Annotated in this window: 18 protein-coding genes; 8 read left to right on the plus strand and 10 right to left on the minus strand. The window is 70.7% G+C overall.

Annotation, left to right across the window (positions count from 1 at the left end):
- Positions 1 to 205: 205 nt before the first annotated feature.
- Both ACFVYA_RS36325 and ACFVYA_RS36330 read right to left on the minus strand, forming a co-directional pair.
- Positions 206 to 994 carry an ABC transporter permease gene (locus ACFVYA_RS36325; protein WP_387051522.1) on the minus strand — a complete coding sequence of 263 codons (789 nt, stop codon included), beginning with the start codon at positions 992 to 994 and terminating at the stop codon, positions 206 to 208.
- Positions 991 to 1,914 (minus strand): ATP-binding cassette domain-containing protein, encoded by a 924-nt coding sequence (locus ACFVYA_RS36330; RefSeq protein ID WP_387051523.1) that lies wholly within the window; start codon positions 1,912 to 1,914, stop codon positions 991 to 993. Before ACFVYA_RS36330 ends, ACFVYA_RS36325 begins: the two co-directional genes overlap by 4 nt.
- 161 nt (positions 1,915 to 2,075) lie before the next feature.
- Here ACFVYA_RS36330 and ACFVYA_RS36335 point away from each other — a divergent pair, with 161 nt between their 5' ends.
- From ACFVYA_RS36335 to ACFVYA_RS36345, 3 genes are all read left to right on the plus strand, one after another.
- Positions 2,076 to 3,269, plus strand: a complete 1,194-nt coding sequence (locus ACFVYA_RS36335; RefSeq protein ID WP_387051525.1) for a sensor histidine kinase — start codon at positions 2,076 to 2,078, stop codon at positions 3,267 to 3,269.
- Positions 3,266 to 3,919, plus strand: a complete 654-nt coding sequence (locus tag ACFVYA_RS36340) for a response regulator (protein ID WP_387051552.1) — start codon at positions 3,266 to 3,268, stop codon at positions 3,917 to 3,919. Before ACFVYA_RS36335 ends, ACFVYA_RS36340 begins: the two co-directional genes overlap by 4 nt.
- 214 nt (positions 3,920 to 4,133) lie before the next feature.
- Positions 4,134 to 5,462, plus strand: a complete 1,329-nt coding sequence (locus ACFVYA_RS36345) for a hypothetical protein (RefSeq protein ID WP_387051527.1) — start codon at positions 4,134 to 4,136, stop codon at positions 5,460 to 5,462.
- 90 nt (positions 5,463 to 5,552) lie between these two features.
- Here the strand turns inward: ACFVYA_RS36345 and ACFVYA_RS36350 are convergent, their stop codons facing one another.
- Positions 5,553 to 6,071, minus strand: coding sequence for a hypothetical protein (locus tag ACFVYA_RS36350; protein WP_387051529.1), 519 nt, complete (start codon positions 6,069 to 6,071; stop codon positions 5,553 to 5,555).
- 119 nt (positions 6,072 to 6,190) lie between these two features.
- Positions 6,191 to 7,438, minus strand: a complete 1,248-nt coding sequence (locus tag ACFVYA_RS36355; RefSeq protein ID WP_387051531.1) for an alpha/beta hydrolase family protein — start codon at positions 7,436 to 7,438, stop codon at positions 6,191 to 6,193.
- Between the two features lie 80 nt (positions 7,439 to 7,518).
- On the opposite strand from ACFVYA_RS36355, the gene ACFVYA_RS36360 reads away from it, so the two are divergent.
- Both ACFVYA_RS36360 and ACFVYA_RS36365 read left to right on the plus strand, forming a co-directional pair.
- Positions 7,519 to 7,830: a PadR family transcriptional regulator gene (locus tag ACFVYA_RS36360; RefSeq protein WP_387051533.1), complete on the plus strand. Its 312-nt coding sequence runs from the start codon at positions 7,519 to 7,521 to the stop codon at positions 7,828 to 7,830.
- Positions 7,831 to 7,952: 122 nt separating this feature from the next.
- On the plus strand, positions 7,953 to 8,597 hold the full coding sequence (locus ACFVYA_RS36365; protein WP_387051534.1) for a hypothetical protein: 645 nt from the start codon (positions 7,953 to 7,955) through the stop codon (positions 8,595 to 8,597).
- Between the two features lie 235 nt (positions 8,598 to 8,832).
- Here the strand turns inward: ACFVYA_RS36365 and ACFVYA_RS36370 are convergent, their stop codons facing one another.
- From ACFVYA_RS36370 to ACFVYA_RS36385, 4 genes are read right to left on the minus strand one after another with little or no spacing between them, the layout of a single operon-like run.
- Positions 8,833 to 10,842, minus strand: coding sequence for a glycosyltransferase family 4 protein (locus ACFVYA_RS36370; protein WP_387051536.1), 2,010 nt, complete (start codon positions 10,840 to 10,842; stop codon positions 8,833 to 8,835).
- On the minus strand, positions 10,839 to 11,462 hold the full coding sequence (locus ACFVYA_RS36375) for a DUF998 domain-containing protein (protein WP_387051538.1): 624 nt from the start codon (positions 11,460 to 11,462) through the stop codon (positions 10,839 to 10,841). Before ACFVYA_RS36375 ends, ACFVYA_RS36370 begins: the two co-directional genes overlap by 4 nt.
- Before the next feature lie 56 nt (positions 11,463 to 11,518).
- Complete coding sequence (locus ACFVYA_RS36380) at positions 11,519 to 12,913, minus strand: ATP-binding protein (RefSeq protein WP_387051539.1); 1,395 nt, start codon at positions 12,911 to 12,913, stop codon at positions 11,519 to 11,521.
- Positions 12,910 to 13,605, minus strand: coding sequence for a response regulator transcription factor (locus ACFVYA_RS36385; protein ID WP_387051541.1), 696 nt, complete (start codon positions 13,603 to 13,605; stop codon positions 12,910 to 12,912). Before ACFVYA_RS36385 ends, ACFVYA_RS36380 begins: the two co-directional genes overlap by 4 nt.
- Before the next feature lie 162 nt (positions 13,606 to 13,767).
- On the opposite strand from ACFVYA_RS36385, the gene ACFVYA_RS36390 reads away from it, so the two are divergent.
- Positions 13,768 to 14,229: a DUF1707 domain-containing protein gene (locus ACFVYA_RS36390; RefSeq protein ID WP_387051543.1), complete on the plus strand. Its 462-nt coding sequence runs from the start codon at positions 13,768 to 13,770 to the stop codon at positions 14,227 to 14,229.
- Here the strand turns inward: ACFVYA_RS36390 and ACFVYA_RS36395 are convergent.
- Both ACFVYA_RS36395 and ACFVYA_RS36400 read right to left on the minus strand, forming a co-directional pair.
- Positions 14,129 to 14,992 carry an ABC transporter permease gene (locus ACFVYA_RS36395; RefSeq protein WP_387051554.1) on the minus strand — a complete coding sequence of 288 codons (864 nt, stop codon included), beginning with the start codon at positions 14,990 to 14,992 and terminating at the stop codon, positions 14,129 to 14,131. The genes ACFVYA_RS36390 and ACFVYA_RS36395 overlap by 101 nt on opposite strands.
- 416 nt (positions 14,993 to 15,408) lie before the next feature.
- Positions 15,409 to 16,368, minus strand: a complete 960-nt coding sequence (locus ACFVYA_RS36400) for a LysR family transcriptional regulator (RefSeq protein WP_387051544.1) — start codon at positions 16,366 to 16,368, stop codon at positions 15,409 to 15,411.
- A 105-nt stretch (positions 16,369 to 16,473) separates the two neighbouring features.
- On the opposite strand from ACFVYA_RS36400, the gene ACFVYA_RS36405 reads away from it, so the two are divergent.
- Positions 16,474 to 16,995, plus strand: coding sequence for an RICIN domain-containing protein (locus ACFVYA_RS36405; protein WP_387051546.1), 522 nt, complete (start codon positions 16,474 to 16,476; stop codon positions 16,993 to 16,995).
- Positions 16,996 to 17,101: 106 nt separating this feature from the next.
- Positions 17,102 to 17,298, plus strand: a 197-nt coding sequence (locus ACFVYA_RS36410) for a hypothetical protein (protein ID WP_387051547.1), incomplete at its 3' end; no start/stop codon positions are given.

Raw genomic sequence — 17,298 nt, forward strand, 5'->3', positions numbered from 1 at the left:
AACGCGGTCCAGGCCACCCTGGGGCCCCCGCCGTCGCCCGGCTGCGGACCTGGCGCCGCCGACGGGTGCGCTGCCTCGCCCCGGATCGTTGCGGGCGCGCGGTGCCCTTGGCAGTCCTGGTCTCGGCAGAGTCGCTCGTGAGATGGGCGCGCGCGTCGGCGATGAGCGGACTCGCCACCGAGCCGCGCACGCAACGGTCCCGGAGTCAGATGTCCCGTTTGCGAAGTGAGAGCGCGGCCAGGCCGGTGGTGGCCGCCAGGTAGGTGAGGCAGACAAGTAGTCCCTCGCCGGCCGACGGCCATTCCGGGGCCGGCACAGTTGTCCAGGTCAGTCCCTGGGCCGCGCTGCTGAGGGCCCAGTGGGTCAGGTTGCTCGGTTCTGCTCCGGTGAAGGCTTTGAACACCATGACCGTGAGGAACAGGAGCCCGGTGACCGTCGCGACGGCGCCGGCCGTGTGGCGAATCGCCGCGCCGATGCCGACGCCGATCAGTGCGACGGCAAAGAGGTAGAAGCCCTGTCCCAGGACCGCGCGCACCACGTGGGGGTCGGCGAGGGAGACGTCGAGCTGTTTGCTCGCCAGGACGAGCTGCCCGGCGAAGAAGGTGAGGAACGCGAGAGCTTGTCCGGCGGCCAGTGCGATGCCGCCGACGACGGTGAGCTTGGCCGTCAGCACCTGGTGACGCCGGGGTGCTGTGATGAAGGTCTGCCGGATCGTTCCGGTGCCGAATTCGGTGCTGACGGCGAGCACGCCGAGGAGGGCGAAGGCGAACTGGGCGAGCTGGAATCCGGTGAAACTGCCCAAGACCGGGTCGAATTCGGTGCGGTCGCGTGTGGACCAGCTGTCCCAGCCCTGCGCGGCCGAACGGGCCTGGACGACGCCGATCGTGACGGTGGCCATGGTGGCGACGAGCAAGATGAACGGCGTCGATCGGACCGAGCGCAGTTTGGTCCACTCGGCGGCGAGCAGGCCGCGGCGGGGCAGGATCGTGGTCATCGGGCGTTCTCCTGACGGGCGTCGGTGCGGTATTGCAGGTGGGCTTCGGTGAGTTCGCGAAAGACGTCCTCCAGCGACGCTCGCCGGGGTGTCAGTTCGCTGAGTGCGACGCCGTGTGCCGCGGCGATACCCGCGATGTCGGTGGGTTCCAGCCCGGTGACGACGAGGCTGTCCGCACCGTGCGAGGCCACCGCCGCGCCGCGCGCGGAAAGCAGCGGCGCGAGCACGGCCTGGTGTGCGGTGCGGACGAGCACGTCGCCGCCGGCGTGGGAGCGGACCAGGTCGGCCAGAACGCAGTCGGCGAGCAGCCGGCCGCGGGCGAGGACGAGGACGTGGTCGGCGGTGAGCTGCATTTCGCTCATCAGGTGGCTGGACACCAGGACGGTGCGGCCCTCCTCGGCGAGGGACCGGAACAGCCGGCGGGCCCAGTGCACGCCGTCCGGGTCGAGCCCGTTGACCGGCTCGTCGAAGATCAGCACGCCGGGATCGCCGAGCAGGGCCGCCGCGATGCCGAGCCGTTGCTTCATGCCGAGGGAGAAGCTCTTGACCCGGCGGTCGCGGACCTCGGCCAGACCGGTCCGGTCCAGAACTTCGCCGACTCGGCTGGGCGCGACGCCGCCGGCCTGGGCCAGCCACCGCAGGTGGTGACGGGCACTGCGCCCGCCGTGGATCGCGGTCGCGTCCAGCAGCGCGCCGACCTCGCGGAGCGGCCGCTCCAGCGCCCGGAACGGCTTGCCGTTGACCAGCACGTGGCCGCTGGTCGGGGTGTCCAGGCCGAGGATCATGCGGATCGTGCTCGACTTGCCCGCGCCGTTGGGCCCGAGGAACCCGGTGACCCGGCCGGGACGGACCTCGAAGGTCACGTCGTCGACCGCCCGCCCCGCCCGGTAGCTCTTGGTGAGCCGGTGGACTGTGATCATCAGGAATCTCCTTGCCTCGCCGTGCTTTCAGCTCCTCCCACGATGACGCCGGTCCGCCTGAGGGCGCATCGCGCCGGGGGCGTGCACCGCGTGGCGTATGCCCGTGGGAGTAGGCCGGGAGGATGATGTGCGACCCCGGCGCGGCGGGCTAGCGTCGGACCATGCGAACCGACCCACGCCCACCGCTGCCGGCCCGGCTGCGCCCGGCGCACTGGTTCGCGCTCGACGTGCTGGCCGCGCTCGCGGTCGCCGTCGTCTGGTCGGCGCCACTGGTGGGCGGCCACAGCGACGCCGGTCCCGACAGCCGAGCCGCGGCCTTCGCCGGACTGCTGGGGGCGGCGTTGCTCGCGGTTCCGCTGGCGCTGCGCCGGTGGTCGCCGCTGGGTGCCTTCGTGGTGGGGGTGCCGTTGTTCGGCCTGACGCTCGCCACGTCGGTCGTGCCGGTGGTGCCGCTCGCGTCGGTGCCGATGGCGCTGGTGACGTACTCGCTGGCCGCCCGGGGTTCCCGCCGGACCGGCCTCGGCGCGCTCGCCGTGGTCGTGCTGCTGATCGCCGCGGCCGGCCCCGTGTACACGGGCCACTGGAGCTGGCCGCGGCCGGCGGTCCTGCTGCCCGGCCTGGTCGTGATCGTGGGCTGGGTCGTGGGCCGGATGGCCGCGCAGGCGCGCGCCTACCGGGAAAGCCTGCGCCGGCAACGTGACCGCGAAGCCGACGCGGCGGTGCAGCGGACCGTGACCGAGGAGCGGCTGCGGATCGCGCGGGATCTGCACGACGTCGTCGCCCACAGCATGAGCGTGATCACCATCCAGGCCGACATGGGCCGCCTGGTTCTCGACAGCAAGCCCGCGGTGGCCGGGGCCGCGCTCGGCGTCATCGAAACCACCGGCCGGGACGCGCTCGGGGAACTTCGCAGGATGCTGGGCATCCTGCGCGCGCCAGACACCGAGTCCGCACTCGGATCCCTCCGCCCGGCACCCGGGCTCGGGGACCTGGACCGGCTCGTGGCGCACGCCGCCGCGGCCGGGCTCGAGGTCGCGGTGACCGTCACCGGGGAACCCCGGCCGCTGCCGCGTGGCGTGGACCTGTCGGCGTACCGGATCGTGCAGGAGGCGCTGACGAACGTCGTCAAGCACGCGGCGACACCGACCTGCCGGCTGCTGCTCGGCTACGGCCCGGACGCGGTCACCATCGACATCCTCGACGACGGGCAAGGCGGCTCGCCGCGACCCGGTGGGCACGGCCTCGTCGGGATCCGGGAGCGCGCGCAACTGTGCGGCGGCGAATGCCACGCCGGCCCGCAGCCCGGCGGAGGGTTCCGTGTCTTCGTCCGGCTCCCGTCGGCGGCGTGCCCGTGACGACGGTGCTCATCGCCGACGACCAGGCACTCGTCCGGGCCGGTTTCCGGGAGATCGTGGGTTCCGCGGCCGATCTCGCCGTGGTCGGTGAGGCGGCGACCGGGGCGGAAGCGGTGCAGCTCGCCCGCGGTCTGCGTCCCGACGTCGTGGTCATGGACATCCGCATGCCGGAGATGGACGGCCTGGAAGCGACCCGCCGGATCACCGGGTCGCCGGCGACCGCGGACGTCCGGGTGCTCATCCTCACCACCTTCGACCTCGACGAATACGTCTTCGCCGCCCTGCGCGGCGGAGCCAGCGGGTTCCTGCTCAAGGACACGCCGTCGGCGGACCTGCTCACCGCCATCCGGACCGTCGCCGCCGGGGACGCGCTGCTGGCTCCCGGCGTCACCCGCAGGCTGATCGCCGAGTTCGCCGCCCGGCCATCCCGCGCCGCGTCGCCGGCCGGGTTGCCGGCCGCGATCACCGGCCGGGAACGGGAAGTGCTGACCCTGGTCGCCGAGGGGCTCTCCAACGCCGAGATCGGCGAACGGCTGCACATCACGACGGGAACCGCGAAGACCCACGTCAGCCGCCTCATGCTCAAACTCGCGGCCCGAGACCGGGTGCAGCTGGTCATCCTCGCCTACCGCGCCGGCCTCGCTGGTTAACGGTCCCGGGGCGTACGTTAACTTCCGGCTAACCTTGCCACTGGTATTCAGAAAGTGACCGGCGGACTGCCGGTCGGCGTGTTGTGCGCGCTTCGCTTTGGTCCATAGTGGACAAGCAAGTAGTTTTCCCGGTGACAACCGATAATCCGCATGAACCATTCAGGTCGATCCGCCGTGTGCCGTGGTGAGGTGGCGACCTGAGAGGAGGGGCTTGATGCCCCGAGTGCGCACCGCTGGACGACACCGCAAACCGGCGACGATCGGACTCGTCGCGCTGTTGGCCGTCGCGGGGGCGACCGCGACGGCGATCGCGTTGAGCAGCCCGGCGAGCAACGCGGCCACGCAGAACTGCAATGGCCTGGACACGGCGCTGCAGAACAATCTCACCTATATCGCAGGTCAGCAGGTGGCACCGGACGCGCAGTCCGCGTCCCGGGTCGCCAACCGGCAGGCGGTGGTCGACCAGATCCAGCAACGACGCCAGGACGCCGGCTGTCAGGGGAAGGTCGCGGCGAACATGGCGGCCGCCGACTGCGCCGCGGTCACGGCCGCGGCCGGCGACAATGCGATGGCCAACGGCGCTGGAGCGGCAGAGCAGAACGGCATGGCTCAGGGCGGCATGGCCGACCAGAACGGCATGGCCAACCAGAAAGGCAAGTCCGGCAAGAAGAGCAAGGCTGCTGGGCAGGGGATGGCCGACCAGCAGGGGATGGCCGAACAGAACGGTATGGCGGGCCAGGCCGCGGCGGCTGACCAGAACGCGGCAGCCGAGCAGGCGTGCCAGGTCGTTCAGGACTGCGTTGCGCAGGCTGCCGAGGCCGCGAACGTCAACGGCATGGCGGACCAGAACGGCATGGCGGACCAGAACGGCATGGCGAGCCAGAACGGCATGGCGGACCGGCAGGGGATGGCGAACCAGAACGGCGCTGCCAACCAGAACGGCATGGCGGACCAAAATGGCATGGCCCATCAGAACGGCATGGCGAATCAAAACGGCATGGCGAGCCAGAACGGCATGGCCGATCAGCAGGGGATGGCGAACCAGAACAGCGTCGCCAACCAGAACTGCGATGCCATCCTGAACTGCGTTGCCCAAGCCGGTGCGGCGGCCGATCCCACCGCGGGGCAGCAAGGCATGGCCACCGACCAGAACGGGAAGGCCCAGCAGAAGGCCAAGGCGAAGGCTGCCGACAGTGCGGGCCAGGCCGCGGCGGACCAGGCGGCAGCGGTGGCAGCCGACTGCGTCGCCGCCGACAGCGCCCAAATGGACAGCGCGTCGCCGCAGGCGGCCGCGGGCGACGTCGTCTGCCCGGGATCGACCGTCACTCTCTCCGGGGAAGGCGGCTCGCCCGCGGCATCCAGTGACCAGTTCCCCGTCGGCACCATGTTGAAGGTCACCAACCTGGACAACGCCAAGTCCGTCACCGTGCCGGTGACCTCGACGTCCGGAAGCTGTGTGCTGTTGAACAACACGGCGTTCAACAAGATCCACCAGCAGGGCAAGCAGCTCATCCGGAACGCGAAGGTCGAGAAGGTCGGCTGAACACGCTGACGGGTGTGCATCGCCGGGAGCCGATGCACACCCGCCAACGCCGAAATGACCAGGGCCGTGTGACAGCCGGATGAGCTGCGGTCAGCCGGCAAGTTCTTTGATCGGTGCCTTTCGCTGCTGCCATGAGGTGTAGCCGATCAGCGCGACCGGGACCGAGCCCAGCAGGACGGAGGCCCCGATCGTGCCGTAGCCCAGGCCGCCCGCGGTGACCGGCTTGCTGACGAAATCGCCTGCCGACGCGCCGAGCGGGCGGGTCAGGATGAACGCGATCCAGAACAGCAAAGTCCGCGAGAGCCGGGTCGTACGCATCGCAACGAGCGCGAGCAGCAGAACGCCGCTGATCGCCAGGGCACTACCACCGAAGCCGAGACCGGAGTCGTCGGCGAGGAAATCGCCTACTGACGTGCCCAGGGTGTCGGACAGCAGGATCGCGGTCCAGTACAGCAGTTCGCCCCTGAAGGTACTGATCGTCTGCACATCGAACGAGTAGCCGGTTGTGCCGGCCGTGCTGGTGGCGAGGATGACCGTCCAGTACAGCGCGGGGTGGAAGGTCTTCACCGCCAATTGCGTCGCCACGCTCGCGACGAAGAGTGCGACCAAGATCCTCGAGCTGAGGAAGCTTGGCCATGATCGTCATTCGAGCTTGCCGCCACGCAAGTTCGCCGAATCATCAACCTATTGATGATGCTGCCGGCCGGGCTTTACCGCCTGCCGCACGCTCAGGACGGGGTGTGCTGGACGTCGACCTGGGTGTCGGGTGTGGCGTAGGTCAGCAGGGGTTCGGGACGCCCCTGCGTCACATGGTCGGCGAAGGCGGTCAGGTAAGCGTTGGTGATGGTGAGCGCATCAGCGCCGTCGATCGTGCCGAGTGCGAGCTGGGGGCGGATCGGTGCGGCGAGGTAGTAGCTGCCGTAATCGCTGAAGTTGAAGTGCTCGGCGTTCTTGATCCGGTAGCACCAGGTGGGTCCGGCACTGGCGGTCAGCAGGGCGTTGGCGGTGTCATGGTCGGCCTGGTCGCCGGGGGTGGCCGGTTGGCACGTTCCGGTGATGCAGGAGTTCTCGCTGCCGATGAGCATCATCGGTTTGGTGAGTCCGCCGTGGACGACCGAGCCGTACTGGGTGCCGTCGAGGTCGGCCGCGCCGGCGCACTGCGGGTCGGAGCGGCAGGCCTCCAATGCGGCAGCGCCGCCGAACGAATGTCCGATATAGACGGTCTTGGTGGCGTTGACATGTCCGGCGAGCCGGCCGCTGATGTCCAGCGTCGCGGCTTGGGTGGCGACGAAGCGGGTGTCGGCTGCCCAGATGCCGGCCAGTCGGTCGCCGTCCGCTTGGGGCTGGCCGACGTGCAGGTTGTTCGCGTCGAGAGCAGGGTTGCCGGCATCGGTCGCGGACACCGGCTGTCCGTGGAGGACGGTGAGGTTCGCGCTGTAGGTCGGGGTGACCCCGGCGACGACATATCCGTGGCTGGCCAGGTTTTCCGCGAGCGTGGTGTATTGCGGCGCGGCGAAGCCCATGCCGGGCGCCAGGACCACGACCGGGAACCGACCCGTGGCGGCGGCAACGTCGGCGAAGGCGTGGTTGTGGACGTCCTCGAAGCTGGTCTCACCCAACCCGGGCAGGCCGCCCAGATGCAATCCGGCCCAGGCGCCCGGAGCATAGGGTGCGGGTTGTGCGCCGGGATGGGGCGATGCGGGGTACCACAGCCAGACGGACAACTCTCGTGACATGCCCGGCTGTGGGGCGAGCGGGTCCGTGCGGGTGTGGTCGGTCCACTCGGTGACCGTGCGGCCGACCGGGTAGGGACCGGTCGGGGTGGGCAGGGTGATCGGCTGCGCCGACCGGATCGCGACATAGCCGACGTAGCCGCCGGACGCGACCACCAGCACGACCCCCAGGATGAAGAAGACCTTGATCCTGCGGCGCAGCCGGTGGCGGCGTGTTCGATTGCTCGGCGTGACGTCGTGCACGCCGAGATAGTACACGCCGCGTACTACGCGACAAGTAGCATCGTTGTGCGTAGTATCGCCGTGTCGGATTGGAGGAATGCATGCACAGCAACGACGCGCAGATGCTGGTGCTGACCGCGCTCGCGGGCCGTCCGCTGCACGGGTACGCGATCAACGCCGCGATCGAGGAGCTGACCGGGACTCGGCTGGGACCAGGCAGCCTGTACGGCGCACTCGCCCGGCTGGAAGGCCGGAAGCTGGTCGAACCCGCCGCGGCGCCGTCCGACACGCGAGACCGGCACCGCACGGTACGCATCACCCCGGCTGGACGAGAGGCCCTGCGCGCAGAACTCGAACAGATGACCCGGGTCGCCCAGGCAGGCCTGCGCGCGCTGGGGGCCGCCCCGGCATGAACATCCCCGTACTTCTGGCTCGGCTCTATCCGCCTGCGATCCGTGAGCGGTGGGGGACCGAGATCGTGCACGAGGCGCAGCTGGCCGGTCCGCGGTCGTGGTTGGACACGGTGGTGGGAGCTGTGAAGCTGTGGCTGCACCCGAGTGATTGGCCGGAAACGGCCCATGGGCAGACCTGCCGCGTCGTGGCCACCGCACTCGTTGCGGTAACCGCAACGGCTGCGCTGCTGATGCGCGCCGTCGGCCCCGCCTCGCTCACCGCGAACATCGGCCACCTCACCACCAGCGCGTGGCTCGCGCCGATCCTGATCGGGCTGGCGCTCGCTACGCCTTTGCCACCGCCACGCCGCGACGCCTTCGGGCGCCTGACCGCCACGGCGGTCCGTACCCTCGCCGCGCCCGCTCTCGCGCTCGTCGCTCTCTTCCTGCTCGCTCACAGCGGCCTGATCGGCCAACCCAATGGCATCGTCCACGTCCTGTTGCTCGGCTACTACTGGGCGACGATCGGCTTCGCCGGGATCCGTCTGTGCGCGCTGATGGCCCGCGTCGGCCGGATCGCCGTCGTGCCGAGCACTCGCCGGTTGTGCTTTGCGCTGCTGTTGCTCGGAACCGGGTTGGCGCTCGCGGCCGCGCAGACCCTCATCCCCTTCCGGGGTGAAAGTGTGGTTCTGTCGTGCGGATTCGCCGCCCTGGCCGCCGCGCTCCTGATTGCCGGCCTGGATCTGCGTCGTAACCCGGCGGGTGGGGTCGGCCGGCCTTCACGGTGATCCGGGGGAAGGCAGCGGAGTTGGAACGACAAGGTTTCAGGACTGTCTGCTGCGGCGGGCTGGAGCTGCGGGTGCCGCAGTCCGGCGGGCCAGTTCTGCGCTGAACGCGTCCTCGCCGAGGCCGCGGTGTGCGACGCGCTGACCGTGCTCGCCCTCGGCATGTCGCACTGTCACTGGAACCGGGTAAGCCCCCGACCAACCGACGTTGACCGAGCGCTTACCCGGTTCCGGCGGACTACGCAGTCTGGGTGACCATGGCCGGGGCGGGCAGGCCGAGCAGGATCCGGTACTGGGCCTCGAAAGTGGCCAGCGCTTCGTCGATGTCGTGGCGGGCGACGAGGGCCCTCGACGCCGCGCCCATCCTGGCGCGGGCGTCGGGATCCGCGGCCAGGTCGGCGATCCACCGCGAAAGGGTGGTGATCGCGCCCGGCTGGAAGAGGTAGCCGTTGGTGCCGTGGTGCACCAGGTGTGGCAGGGCGAGCGCGTCGGCGGCGATCACGGGCAGGCCGGCGGCCATCGCTTCCATCGTGGCGAGGCTTTGCAGCTCGGCGGTGCCGGGCATGCAGAAGACGTCGGCGGCGGCGTATCGGCGGACGAGTTCGGCGTCGGGGACGAAGCCGTGGAACGTCACCCGCCCGGCGATGCCCAGTTCGGCGGCGAGGTTCTCGAGTTCGTGGCGGCGGGTGCCGTCGCCGACGAGGTCCGCGTGGACGTGTGGCAGCGGGACGAGGGCGCGCAGCAGCTGGTCGATGTTCTTCTCCGCGTCCAGGCGGCCGACGAACAGCACCGACATCGGCCAGTCGGCCGTGCGCCCGTCGGGTGCGGCGTAGTGGGCGAGGTCGATGCCGCAGGAGACGACCTGCACCGGCCGGTCGAACCCGATTCCGGCGAGGACTTCGGCGGCGCGCGGCGTGGGTGTGGTGACGATGCGCGCGTCGCGGTAGACGCTGAGCAGGTCACGCCAGGCCCAGCGGGCGAGCGCGTTCTTGACCCGCTGGGGGAAGGGCGTGTAGCCGAGCAGGTTGTCCGGCATGAAGTGGTTCGTGGCCATGCCGGGAAGCTCGCGTTCGGCAGCCGCCTCGAGGAGGGCACGCCCGACACCGAAGTGGGCCTGGACGTGGACGACGTCGGGACGCAGCCGGTCCAGCAGCGGACCGACCTCCTTACGGGCGCCGCCCGGCGTGCAGAACCGGTAGTCGCCGTGGAAGGGGATGGCCTGGGAGCGGATCCGGTGGACGGTGTAGCCGTCACGCTCCTCGGTGTGCGACGGGCCGTGGGCGGATGGGCAGGCGACGTGGACGTCGTGGCCGCGGGCGGCAAGTCCGCGGGCCAAACGCTCGGCGAAGAACGACGCGCCGTTGATGTTGGGCGGGAAGGTGTCGGCACCGATCAGGATGCGAAGGCCGGACGGGTGCTTGGGCACGGAGTTCTCCTCGGCTCGGGGACGGTGGTGCGGAACGGCGCCGGCGAGCACGCGCACGCCGGCAAGAGCGACAAGTGCGGAGACGGCCGCGGGCACCGCGACAGCACCGGTCAGCGTGGGGACTTCGCGGTAGGCGAAGGCGGCGACAGCGACGGCGGTCAGCGGATCGAGGACGGTCGTGGTGCCGACGACGACGGCGGTCGGCCCGGCGGCGTAGGCGCGGTGCAGGATCACCCCGCCGGCACCCAGGAGCAGCAATGCCTGCCCGCCGAGCAGGATCGCGGAGCCGGGCGGCTGCGACACGGCGGCGTGTACGACGGCTGAGCCGAGCCCGAACAGGATGGCCGCCGCGGCGGCCAGGACAGCGCAGCTCGCCCGGATGAACCAGGCGGCCACCGCGGTCACGAGCCCGGTCGCGGCCACCACCTCGGCCGCGCCCGCGGAGATCGACGTGGTCTGTGCGGCAGATGCCGCGAGAGACACGAAGCCGGTGACGCCGAGCACCACGAGCACGACGGCGAAGAGCACTCGACGGTTCCGGACTCGCTTCGCGAACACGACCGTCAGGACCAAGCTGAACACACCGAGTGGCTGGACCACCGAAAGGGGAGCCAACGACAAGGCGATCACGTGCAGCAGGCTGCCGCCGGTGGCCAGGGCCGTGCCGGTCCACCACCCGGGCGAACGCAGCAGCCGGGCCAGACTGCGCAGCCCTGGTGAGCCGTCGACGGCCAGGCCCGCGACCTCGGTGTGCTGCCGGTTGGCGGCCACCGCGAACAGAGCGGCGGCGAGCAGGGCGCAGGCAACGGCCAGGGCGGTCATCGGACCGCCCGCCGCAGCGCGGTCGCCACCGTGGCGATGATCAGGAACTCGGCCAGCAAGGCGACCCGTTCCAGCAGGCCGGCCGGGAGCCGGCCGACGAGCTGGGCGACGCCGAACGCCGCCGCGGTCACGACTCCAGCGACCGCGCCGCGACGCAGCGCCGGTGCCACGTGAAGCCAGCGACGTTGGCCCCGCAGCCGGGTGCTCAACGCCCAAGCCGACGAGGGAAGGGTGGCGAACAGCACCCCTCCGCCGATGCGGTGGATCTCTCCGGACGTCGTCGGGACCGCCGCGCTGAGGTTGCTCCGGAACAGCACGACAACGACCAGCCCGGCCGTCCACAGCACGAAGAGGGTGCTGGCGAGCGGCGTCCGGGGCAGCGCGGCGAGGTGCGCCGCGACAGCGAGAGCGGCGGCCGCAGCGAGAAGGAGCAGGATGGCTGCAGCGAACAGCACGCGGCCGCCGCTGTGCCACGCGTAGTCGCTGACGGGGTCACGCCACGGGTCGACGTTGCCGGCGGACCCGAACGTCAATCCGGCGATGATCGCCTGCGCGGCGGCAGCCATCACCAGCGTCAGCGTCGCCAGCGGAGCGGGCGAAAGCGTGGTCCGTGGAGTCACCCCTCAGACGGTGCTGGCCGTCCATGAGAGTTCGATGAAGATCGCGCTCGGTTTCTCTAAGAAGCGGTCAGCGGGAGGACGAGGTCGAACCGTGCGCCGCCGGTGCCGGCCTGGCCGGCCTCGGCGCGGCCGCCGTGCTGGGTGAGCACTTGGTCGACGATGGCCAGTCCGAGGCCCGAGCCGGGCAGGGCGCGGGCGGCGTCGGCCCGGTAGAACCGCTCGAAGACATGCGGCAGATCGGCGTCGGCGATGCCCGGGCCTTCGTCGTCGACACGAACCCGTGTCGAGTCGGGCGTCACGGACATCGTCACTTGCACAGTCCCGCCTGGGGGTGACCACTTCGCGGCGTTGTCGAGCACGTTCAGCACGGCTCGTTCGAGCGCTGCGGGGCGCACGAGCACCTCCGCGTCGGTCAGCTCGATGTCGAAGGACACCGATGGCCACCGCGACCGTGTGCGTTCGACGGCCGAACCGACGACGTCGGCCAGCGCCAGGGATTCCGCCGCTTCGCTCGGCCGTTCCCCGGTGGACAGGTCGACCAGCTCGCCGATCAGCGCGGTCAGCTCGACGGCCTGGGTGTCGAGGTCGGCCAGCAGCCGCGACCGGTCCTCGGCCGAAAGCTGCCGCTGCGGGTTCGCCTCGGCGTGGATGAGCAGCTCGATGTTGTTGCGCAGGCTCGTCAACGGGGTCCGCAGCTCGTGGCCGGCGTCCTCGACCAGCCGCCGTTGCTCGTCGCGGGAGCGGCTCAACGCGCCCAGCATCGCGTTGAACGCCGTGGCGAGCCGGCCGATCTCTCCGGCCGCGGTGACTTCGATGGCCGCGGAAAGCTCCTGCGTCCGGGCGACGTTCTCGGCCGCGGCGGTCAGGTCGTCGACCGGGCGCAGCGCCGACCGGGCGATCAACCGGCCCACCAGCGTCGCCCCGACGACCCCGGCCAGTGACACGATCACGAGCCACAACCCCAGCCGCGTCAACGTGTGCTCGACGTCTTCGGAGTCCTGGGCTACTTCGACGGTACCGCCGTCGGATCGCTGGGCCGTCCAGATCCGGTACCGGTCGCCGTCGATCCGGCGGACGTCGGACGCGTGACCGGCTTCGCCCGGGGCCGGCGGCGCGCCGGGCACCCCGGACGGGATGAAGGGCTTGGCACCCGCTGTGCCCGTCACGACGCCGGTGGGGGACAGGAACTGGACGGTCAGGCCGCCGTCGTGACCGGGTCCGTCGCGGTTCTCGGTGGAGCGAAGCGTTTCCAGTGCTTCGGCCGGGGATGCGGTCTTCGCCGCGAGCTGGGCGTAGGACTGCAGCCGGGCGTCGAACTGGTCGAAGAGATCCGCGCGGGTGATGCTCCAGGAAATCGCCGACACCAGCACCACGGCGATCGCGACGGCGGCGGCCACCAGGACACCGAGCCGCGCGCGCAGCGAAAGCCGGTGCCACCGAGGGCGTTTCACAGCGGCTCCTCACGCAGGACGTAGCCGACCCCGCGCACCGTGTGCAGCAGCCGAGGTTCGCGGTCGGCCTCCAGTTTGCGCCGCAGGTAGCTGACGTAGACGTCGAGCCCGTTGGACGCGGTGCCGAAGTCGTAGCCCCACACGTGCTCGAACATCACCGTCCGGGTCAGCACGATCCGCGGGTGGCGCAGGAACGTCTCCAGCATCGCGAACTCGGTCCGGGTCAGGTGCACGGGACGGTCGCCGCGGAACACCTCCCGTGTCGCGGGGTCCAGGGTCACGTCAGCGAACCGCAGCGCCGCGGGGGCGACCGGGGCGGGAGGGGTGTGGTACTCGGTGCGGCGCAGCAAGGCGCGCACCCGGGCCAGCAGTTCCTGCAACGCGAACGGCTTGACCAGGTAGTCGTCGGCGCCGGCGTCGAGCCCGGCGACGCGGTCGGTCACCGCGGTACGCGCGGTCAGCATGAGGACCGGCACGGTGTTGCCTTCGGCCCGCAGCACCCGGCACACCTCCAGGCCGCCGAGCACCGGCATCGTGACATCGAGCAGCACGCCGTCGGGGCTTGCGTCGCGGATCAGCTTGAGTCCGGCCGCGCCGTCGCCGGCGATCGAGACGGTGTAGCCCTCGAACCGCAGCGTGCGGGACAGCGAGTTCTGGACGGCCGTCTCGTCGTCGACGATCACCAGGTGCATTCGGCGCCCCTTCGTCCCCATAGTGATGACACAGGGTAACTGTAGTTGAGAGTGACGCAGGGGTGGCCAACTCTCATCGAACATTAACGTTCGACCGGGCCAAGCGCAGTTTTTCACGGTTAATCTCGCAACAAGGGTTCACCCGCAGCGAAGGAGGAAATGATGAAGGAAAATCCGGCTGGTTCGACGCTGCCCACGGACACGGACGGGATTCGCTGCTCGGATGCGGAACGTGAGCAGGTCCGAGCCGCGCTCTACGCAGCGGCCGGCGAGGGCAGGCTGACGATGGACGAGGTCGAAGACCGCCTTGGCCGAATCGAGGGAAGCCGCTTCCGGCACGAACTTGCCGCTGTGACCGCGGATCTGCCCGCCCCCTCGCCGGAGGTGGCGCAAGGATGGCGGCCGGTTTTGGCCGCCGCTCGTCGGAACGTCGCCGCCGACTTCGCGGTTCTGCTCGGGCGTGCCTCCGAACCCGCCTCCGGCCGCCGCCGGCTGCTGATCATCGTGACTGTCCTCGTCGGGCTCATGATTGCCGCGGCGATCGTTCTCGCCGCTGTGCACGGCTTCGGCGGCGACGGTTTCGAGCCCCACGAAATCGACGCCGGTGAGCACGGTCACGGCTGACGCCCACGTTCTCGATCGTCACATCCCGGCTGAGTTTGCCCGCCGCGACGAGCTGCACGGTCACCAGGATCGAGACGGCCTCCGCGGCCAGCAGCCCGATCAGCACCAGCACCTGCGTCAGGCCCGCCTGGATCGGCCCGGCGCCGCCGAGCAGCACGCCGACGTAGGCGCCCGGGAGCGTCACCAAGCCGACTGTCCGGGTCTGGTCGAGCGCCGGGATCAGCGCGTGCCCGGCCGACGGGCGGCAGATCTCCAGCGCGGCGGGCCGCGGCAGGAACCCCAGGGCAAGTGCGGCTTCGTACTCCCCGTGGCGGGCCTTGAGTTCGTCGAGCGCGCGGCGGGCGGCCTGCGACGTCGCGGTCATCGCGCCGCCGATGACGATGCCGGCGATCGGCACGACCGCGATCGGCCGCAGCGGGACCACCCCGGCGCCGAGCACCAGCGCCAGCACCGGCGCGACGCCGGCCGCGATCGCCAGCGCCGTCCACGGCAGGTTCGCCCAGGTACCGACGCGGCGCGCAGACGTGACCGCGGCGATGCCAAACATCAACAAGACGAACAGACCGGTGAGCGGAGTGGAGCGCAGGACGGCGGTGATCACCAGCGACACGGCGGCCAGCTGCGCGACCGCCCGAGCGGCGGCGATCAGCACGGCCCGGCCCTGCCCGAGCTCGCCCCAGTGGACGACGGCGGCGCCGGCGACGGTGAGCAGGATGAGCACCACTACGAGGGCAGGCCCGAAGGTGATCGCGGCGTCGTTCACTCCGCCGATTCTGCCGTGGTCGCCGGCACCGGTTGTTCGCCGACCGCTGCAGGCGAGGGCACCGGACAACCACGCCGTGACGAACGCCCGGCTGCCGAGGACGACGGTGGGCCAGTACACCCCGAGGTGCACCCGGGGCCAGGCGATCAGGAGGGCGTAGGCGACGGCGAGCAGCCACACCACCCACGGCGTCACCCGGCCGGCGAACCGGTGGACGACGAGCCACGCAATCAGGCCGTCGGCCAGGCGCCGTCGGACGTATGCCCGGATGGAAGGACAACCCGCCGGCCTGGACGGCCCAGTCCGCAGTGGACGGACGCGGCGGGCGATGACGCGGGCGGTCGGCGTGGTGGGGTCCTCGGCAGCAGCGCGTACCAGCTGGCGATCATGCCCTGGGGAGGTAGCCCTGCCAAAGCTCAGCGGTCCCGCATCACACCAGGGACGTCGAGTTGCAGGCCCGGCGCGGCGAGCCCGGCGAGTTCCTCGCGCAGTGTGGTCACCAGCCGGTCGGTGGCGGGCGGCTGGTAGCCCGCCATCCGCGTGACCGCGGCGATGCTCCGGCTGATTCCGGCGTCGCCCAACGGGCGCAGCACCACCGTGGCCGGAAGCGCCGCCAGCGCCATGATCCGGGGCACCACCGCGACGCCGATCCCGGCCGACACCAGGCCGATCATGGCGGCGTAGTCGTTGGACATCGACACGATGTCGGGGCTGAACCGGGCACCGCGGCAGGCGCTCACGAAGGCGTCCAGGCACAGGCAGGGATTCGGGGCGATCCACTGCTCGCCGGCCAGTGCGCCCAGCGGCACCTCGGGCGCGGCGGCGAGCCGGTGCCCGGCAGGCAGGACCACCGCCATCCGGTCGTCGGCGACGACCTCCCAGTGCAGCCGCGGGTCGCGCGGCTCGCTGACGCCTGGGTAGTCGTAGACCAGTGCCAGATCGGCGTCACCCGCGAGGAGCCGGGGCAGCGCCACCGCGGGATCGGCTTCGGTGAGCAGTACCTTGGCCTTGGGCAGCGCACGCCGGAACGCGCCGACGACTGGCGGCACGATCGTGGCTGCCGCGCTGGGGAACGTCACCATCCGCACCTCGCCCCCGTCCGGCTGGGCGAGCGCCGACAGTTCTCTTGTCGCTTCCCGCAAATGGCTCAGCAGGCCTTCGGTGTGGTGGAGCAGCACCTTGCCGGGATAGGTGATCTGCATCCTGCGGCCGGCGCGGTCCAGCAGTTGCATCCCGACTTCCTGTTCCAGCCGGGCGATGTGTTGCGACACCGCTGGTTGGCTGATGCCGAGCGCGGTGGCCGCTGCGGTGAACGAGCCACAGGTGACGACCTGACGGAAGACGGCCAGCCGGGTGGTGTCGACGCTGGCGAACATCCCAGCAGCATAAGGCAAAAGTTATGCGTACTACAGCGATCCGGCAGCGGCTCTTGTTCCGTGGCCGGTGCGAACACCGGCCGCACCCGAACTAGGAGTAATCCCATGCGCCACTTGATCCATCGCCAGGGCCGGACGCTCGCCGCCGCCACCGCCGTCGCGGCCGCCCTTGTCGTCGGTACGGCTCTGCCCGCGCACGCCGCGCCGAGGGTCTACCGCATCACCACCGTGGCCACGCTCGCCGTCGACCTGGCGGGATCGTCCACCGACAGCGGTGCCGCGGTGATCCAGTGGCCGATCACCGGCGGCCAAAACCAGGAGTGGACGCTGGTCGGGAAGACCTACGGCAGCTGGCTCGTCAACTACAGCACCGGCAAGTGCTTGAGCGTCGTCGGTGCCAGCACTTCGGCCGGCGCTCGGCTGACCCAGTACGTCTGTGGTGACGTCGACTACGAGGAATGGACGCTGGAGCCGGTCAATTCCGGCACGGCTTACGTGCTGCGCAACGCCTACAGCCATCAGGTGATCGACGTGCCGGGCGGCACCGGCAACTGGGGTACGCAGCTCGAGCAGTGGCCTGCCAACGGCAGTCCGAACCAGTACTTCTGGTTCGAGGCCGTGGCCTGACCGGTCGGGCCACGGCCGCGAGTCTCGCGGCCGGCCCCGTGCGCCGGGAGTGCCGGCGAATTGTCGAAGTGCGCCGATCTATGGTGACCTGGCCGTCCATATGGTGGTGTCCAGGATCGGCGCGCTTGCGGCCGCTGGTCGCACGTTTCGTCGGCGACCACCGTCGCCGTCGCCGGCCGCCGTGGTCGCCGAACAGCGCACCGAACTTCGCCTTCGACCGCAACACGTGTTTGCTGACGTCGTCGTCGTACATCCGGATGATCGCGTGCAGTTGGGCGGCGATCTCCTCGGGCAGTCCCTCGT

This window comes from Amycolatopsis sp. NPDC058278, from assembly GCF_042881395.1.
Taxonomy (GTDB): Bacteria; Actinomycetota; Actinomycetes; order Mycobacteriales; family Pseudonocardiaceae; genus Amycolatopsis.

Coding starts and splice junctions, on each gene's coding strand:
- ACFVYA_RS36325 (WP_387051522.1), bottom strand. CDS start 994: ATGACCACGATCCTGCCCCGCCGCGGCCTGCTCGCCGCCGAGTGGACC.
- ACFVYA_RS36330 (WP_387051523.1), bottom strand. CDS start 1,914: ATGATCACAGTCCACCGGCTCACCAAGAGCTACCGGGCGGGGCGGGCG.
- ACFVYA_RS36335 (WP_387051525.1), top strand. CDS start 2,076: ATGCGAACCGACCCACGCCCACCGCTGCCGGCCCGGCTGCGCCCGGCG.
- ACFVYA_RS36345 (WP_387051527.1), top strand. CDS start 4,134: ATGCCCCGAGTGCGCACCGCTGGACGACACCGCAAACCGGCGACGATC.
- ACFVYA_RS36360 (WP_387051533.1), top strand. CDS start 7,519: ATGCACAGCAACGACGCGCAGATGCTGGTGCTGACCGCGCTCGCGGGC.
- ACFVYA_RS36370 (WP_387051536.1), bottom strand. CDS start 10,842: ATGACCGCCCTGGCCGTTGCCTGCGCCCTGCTCGCCGCCGCTCTGTTC.
- ACFVYA_RS36385 (WP_387051541.1), bottom strand. CDS start 13,605: ATGCACCTGGTGATCGTCGACGACGAGACGGCCGTCCAGAACTCGCTG.
- ACFVYA_RS36390 (WP_387051543.1), top strand. CDS start 13,768: ATGAAGGAAAATCCGGCTGGTTCGACGCTGCCCACGGACACGGACGGG.
- ACFVYA_RS36400 (WP_387051544.1), bottom strand. CDS start 16,368: ATGTTCGCCAGCGTCGACACCACCCGGCTGGCCGTCTTCCGTCAGGTC.
- ACFVYA_RS36405 (WP_387051546.1), top strand. CDS start 16,474: ATGCGCCACTTGATCCATCGCCAGGGCCGGACGCTCGCCGCCGCCACC.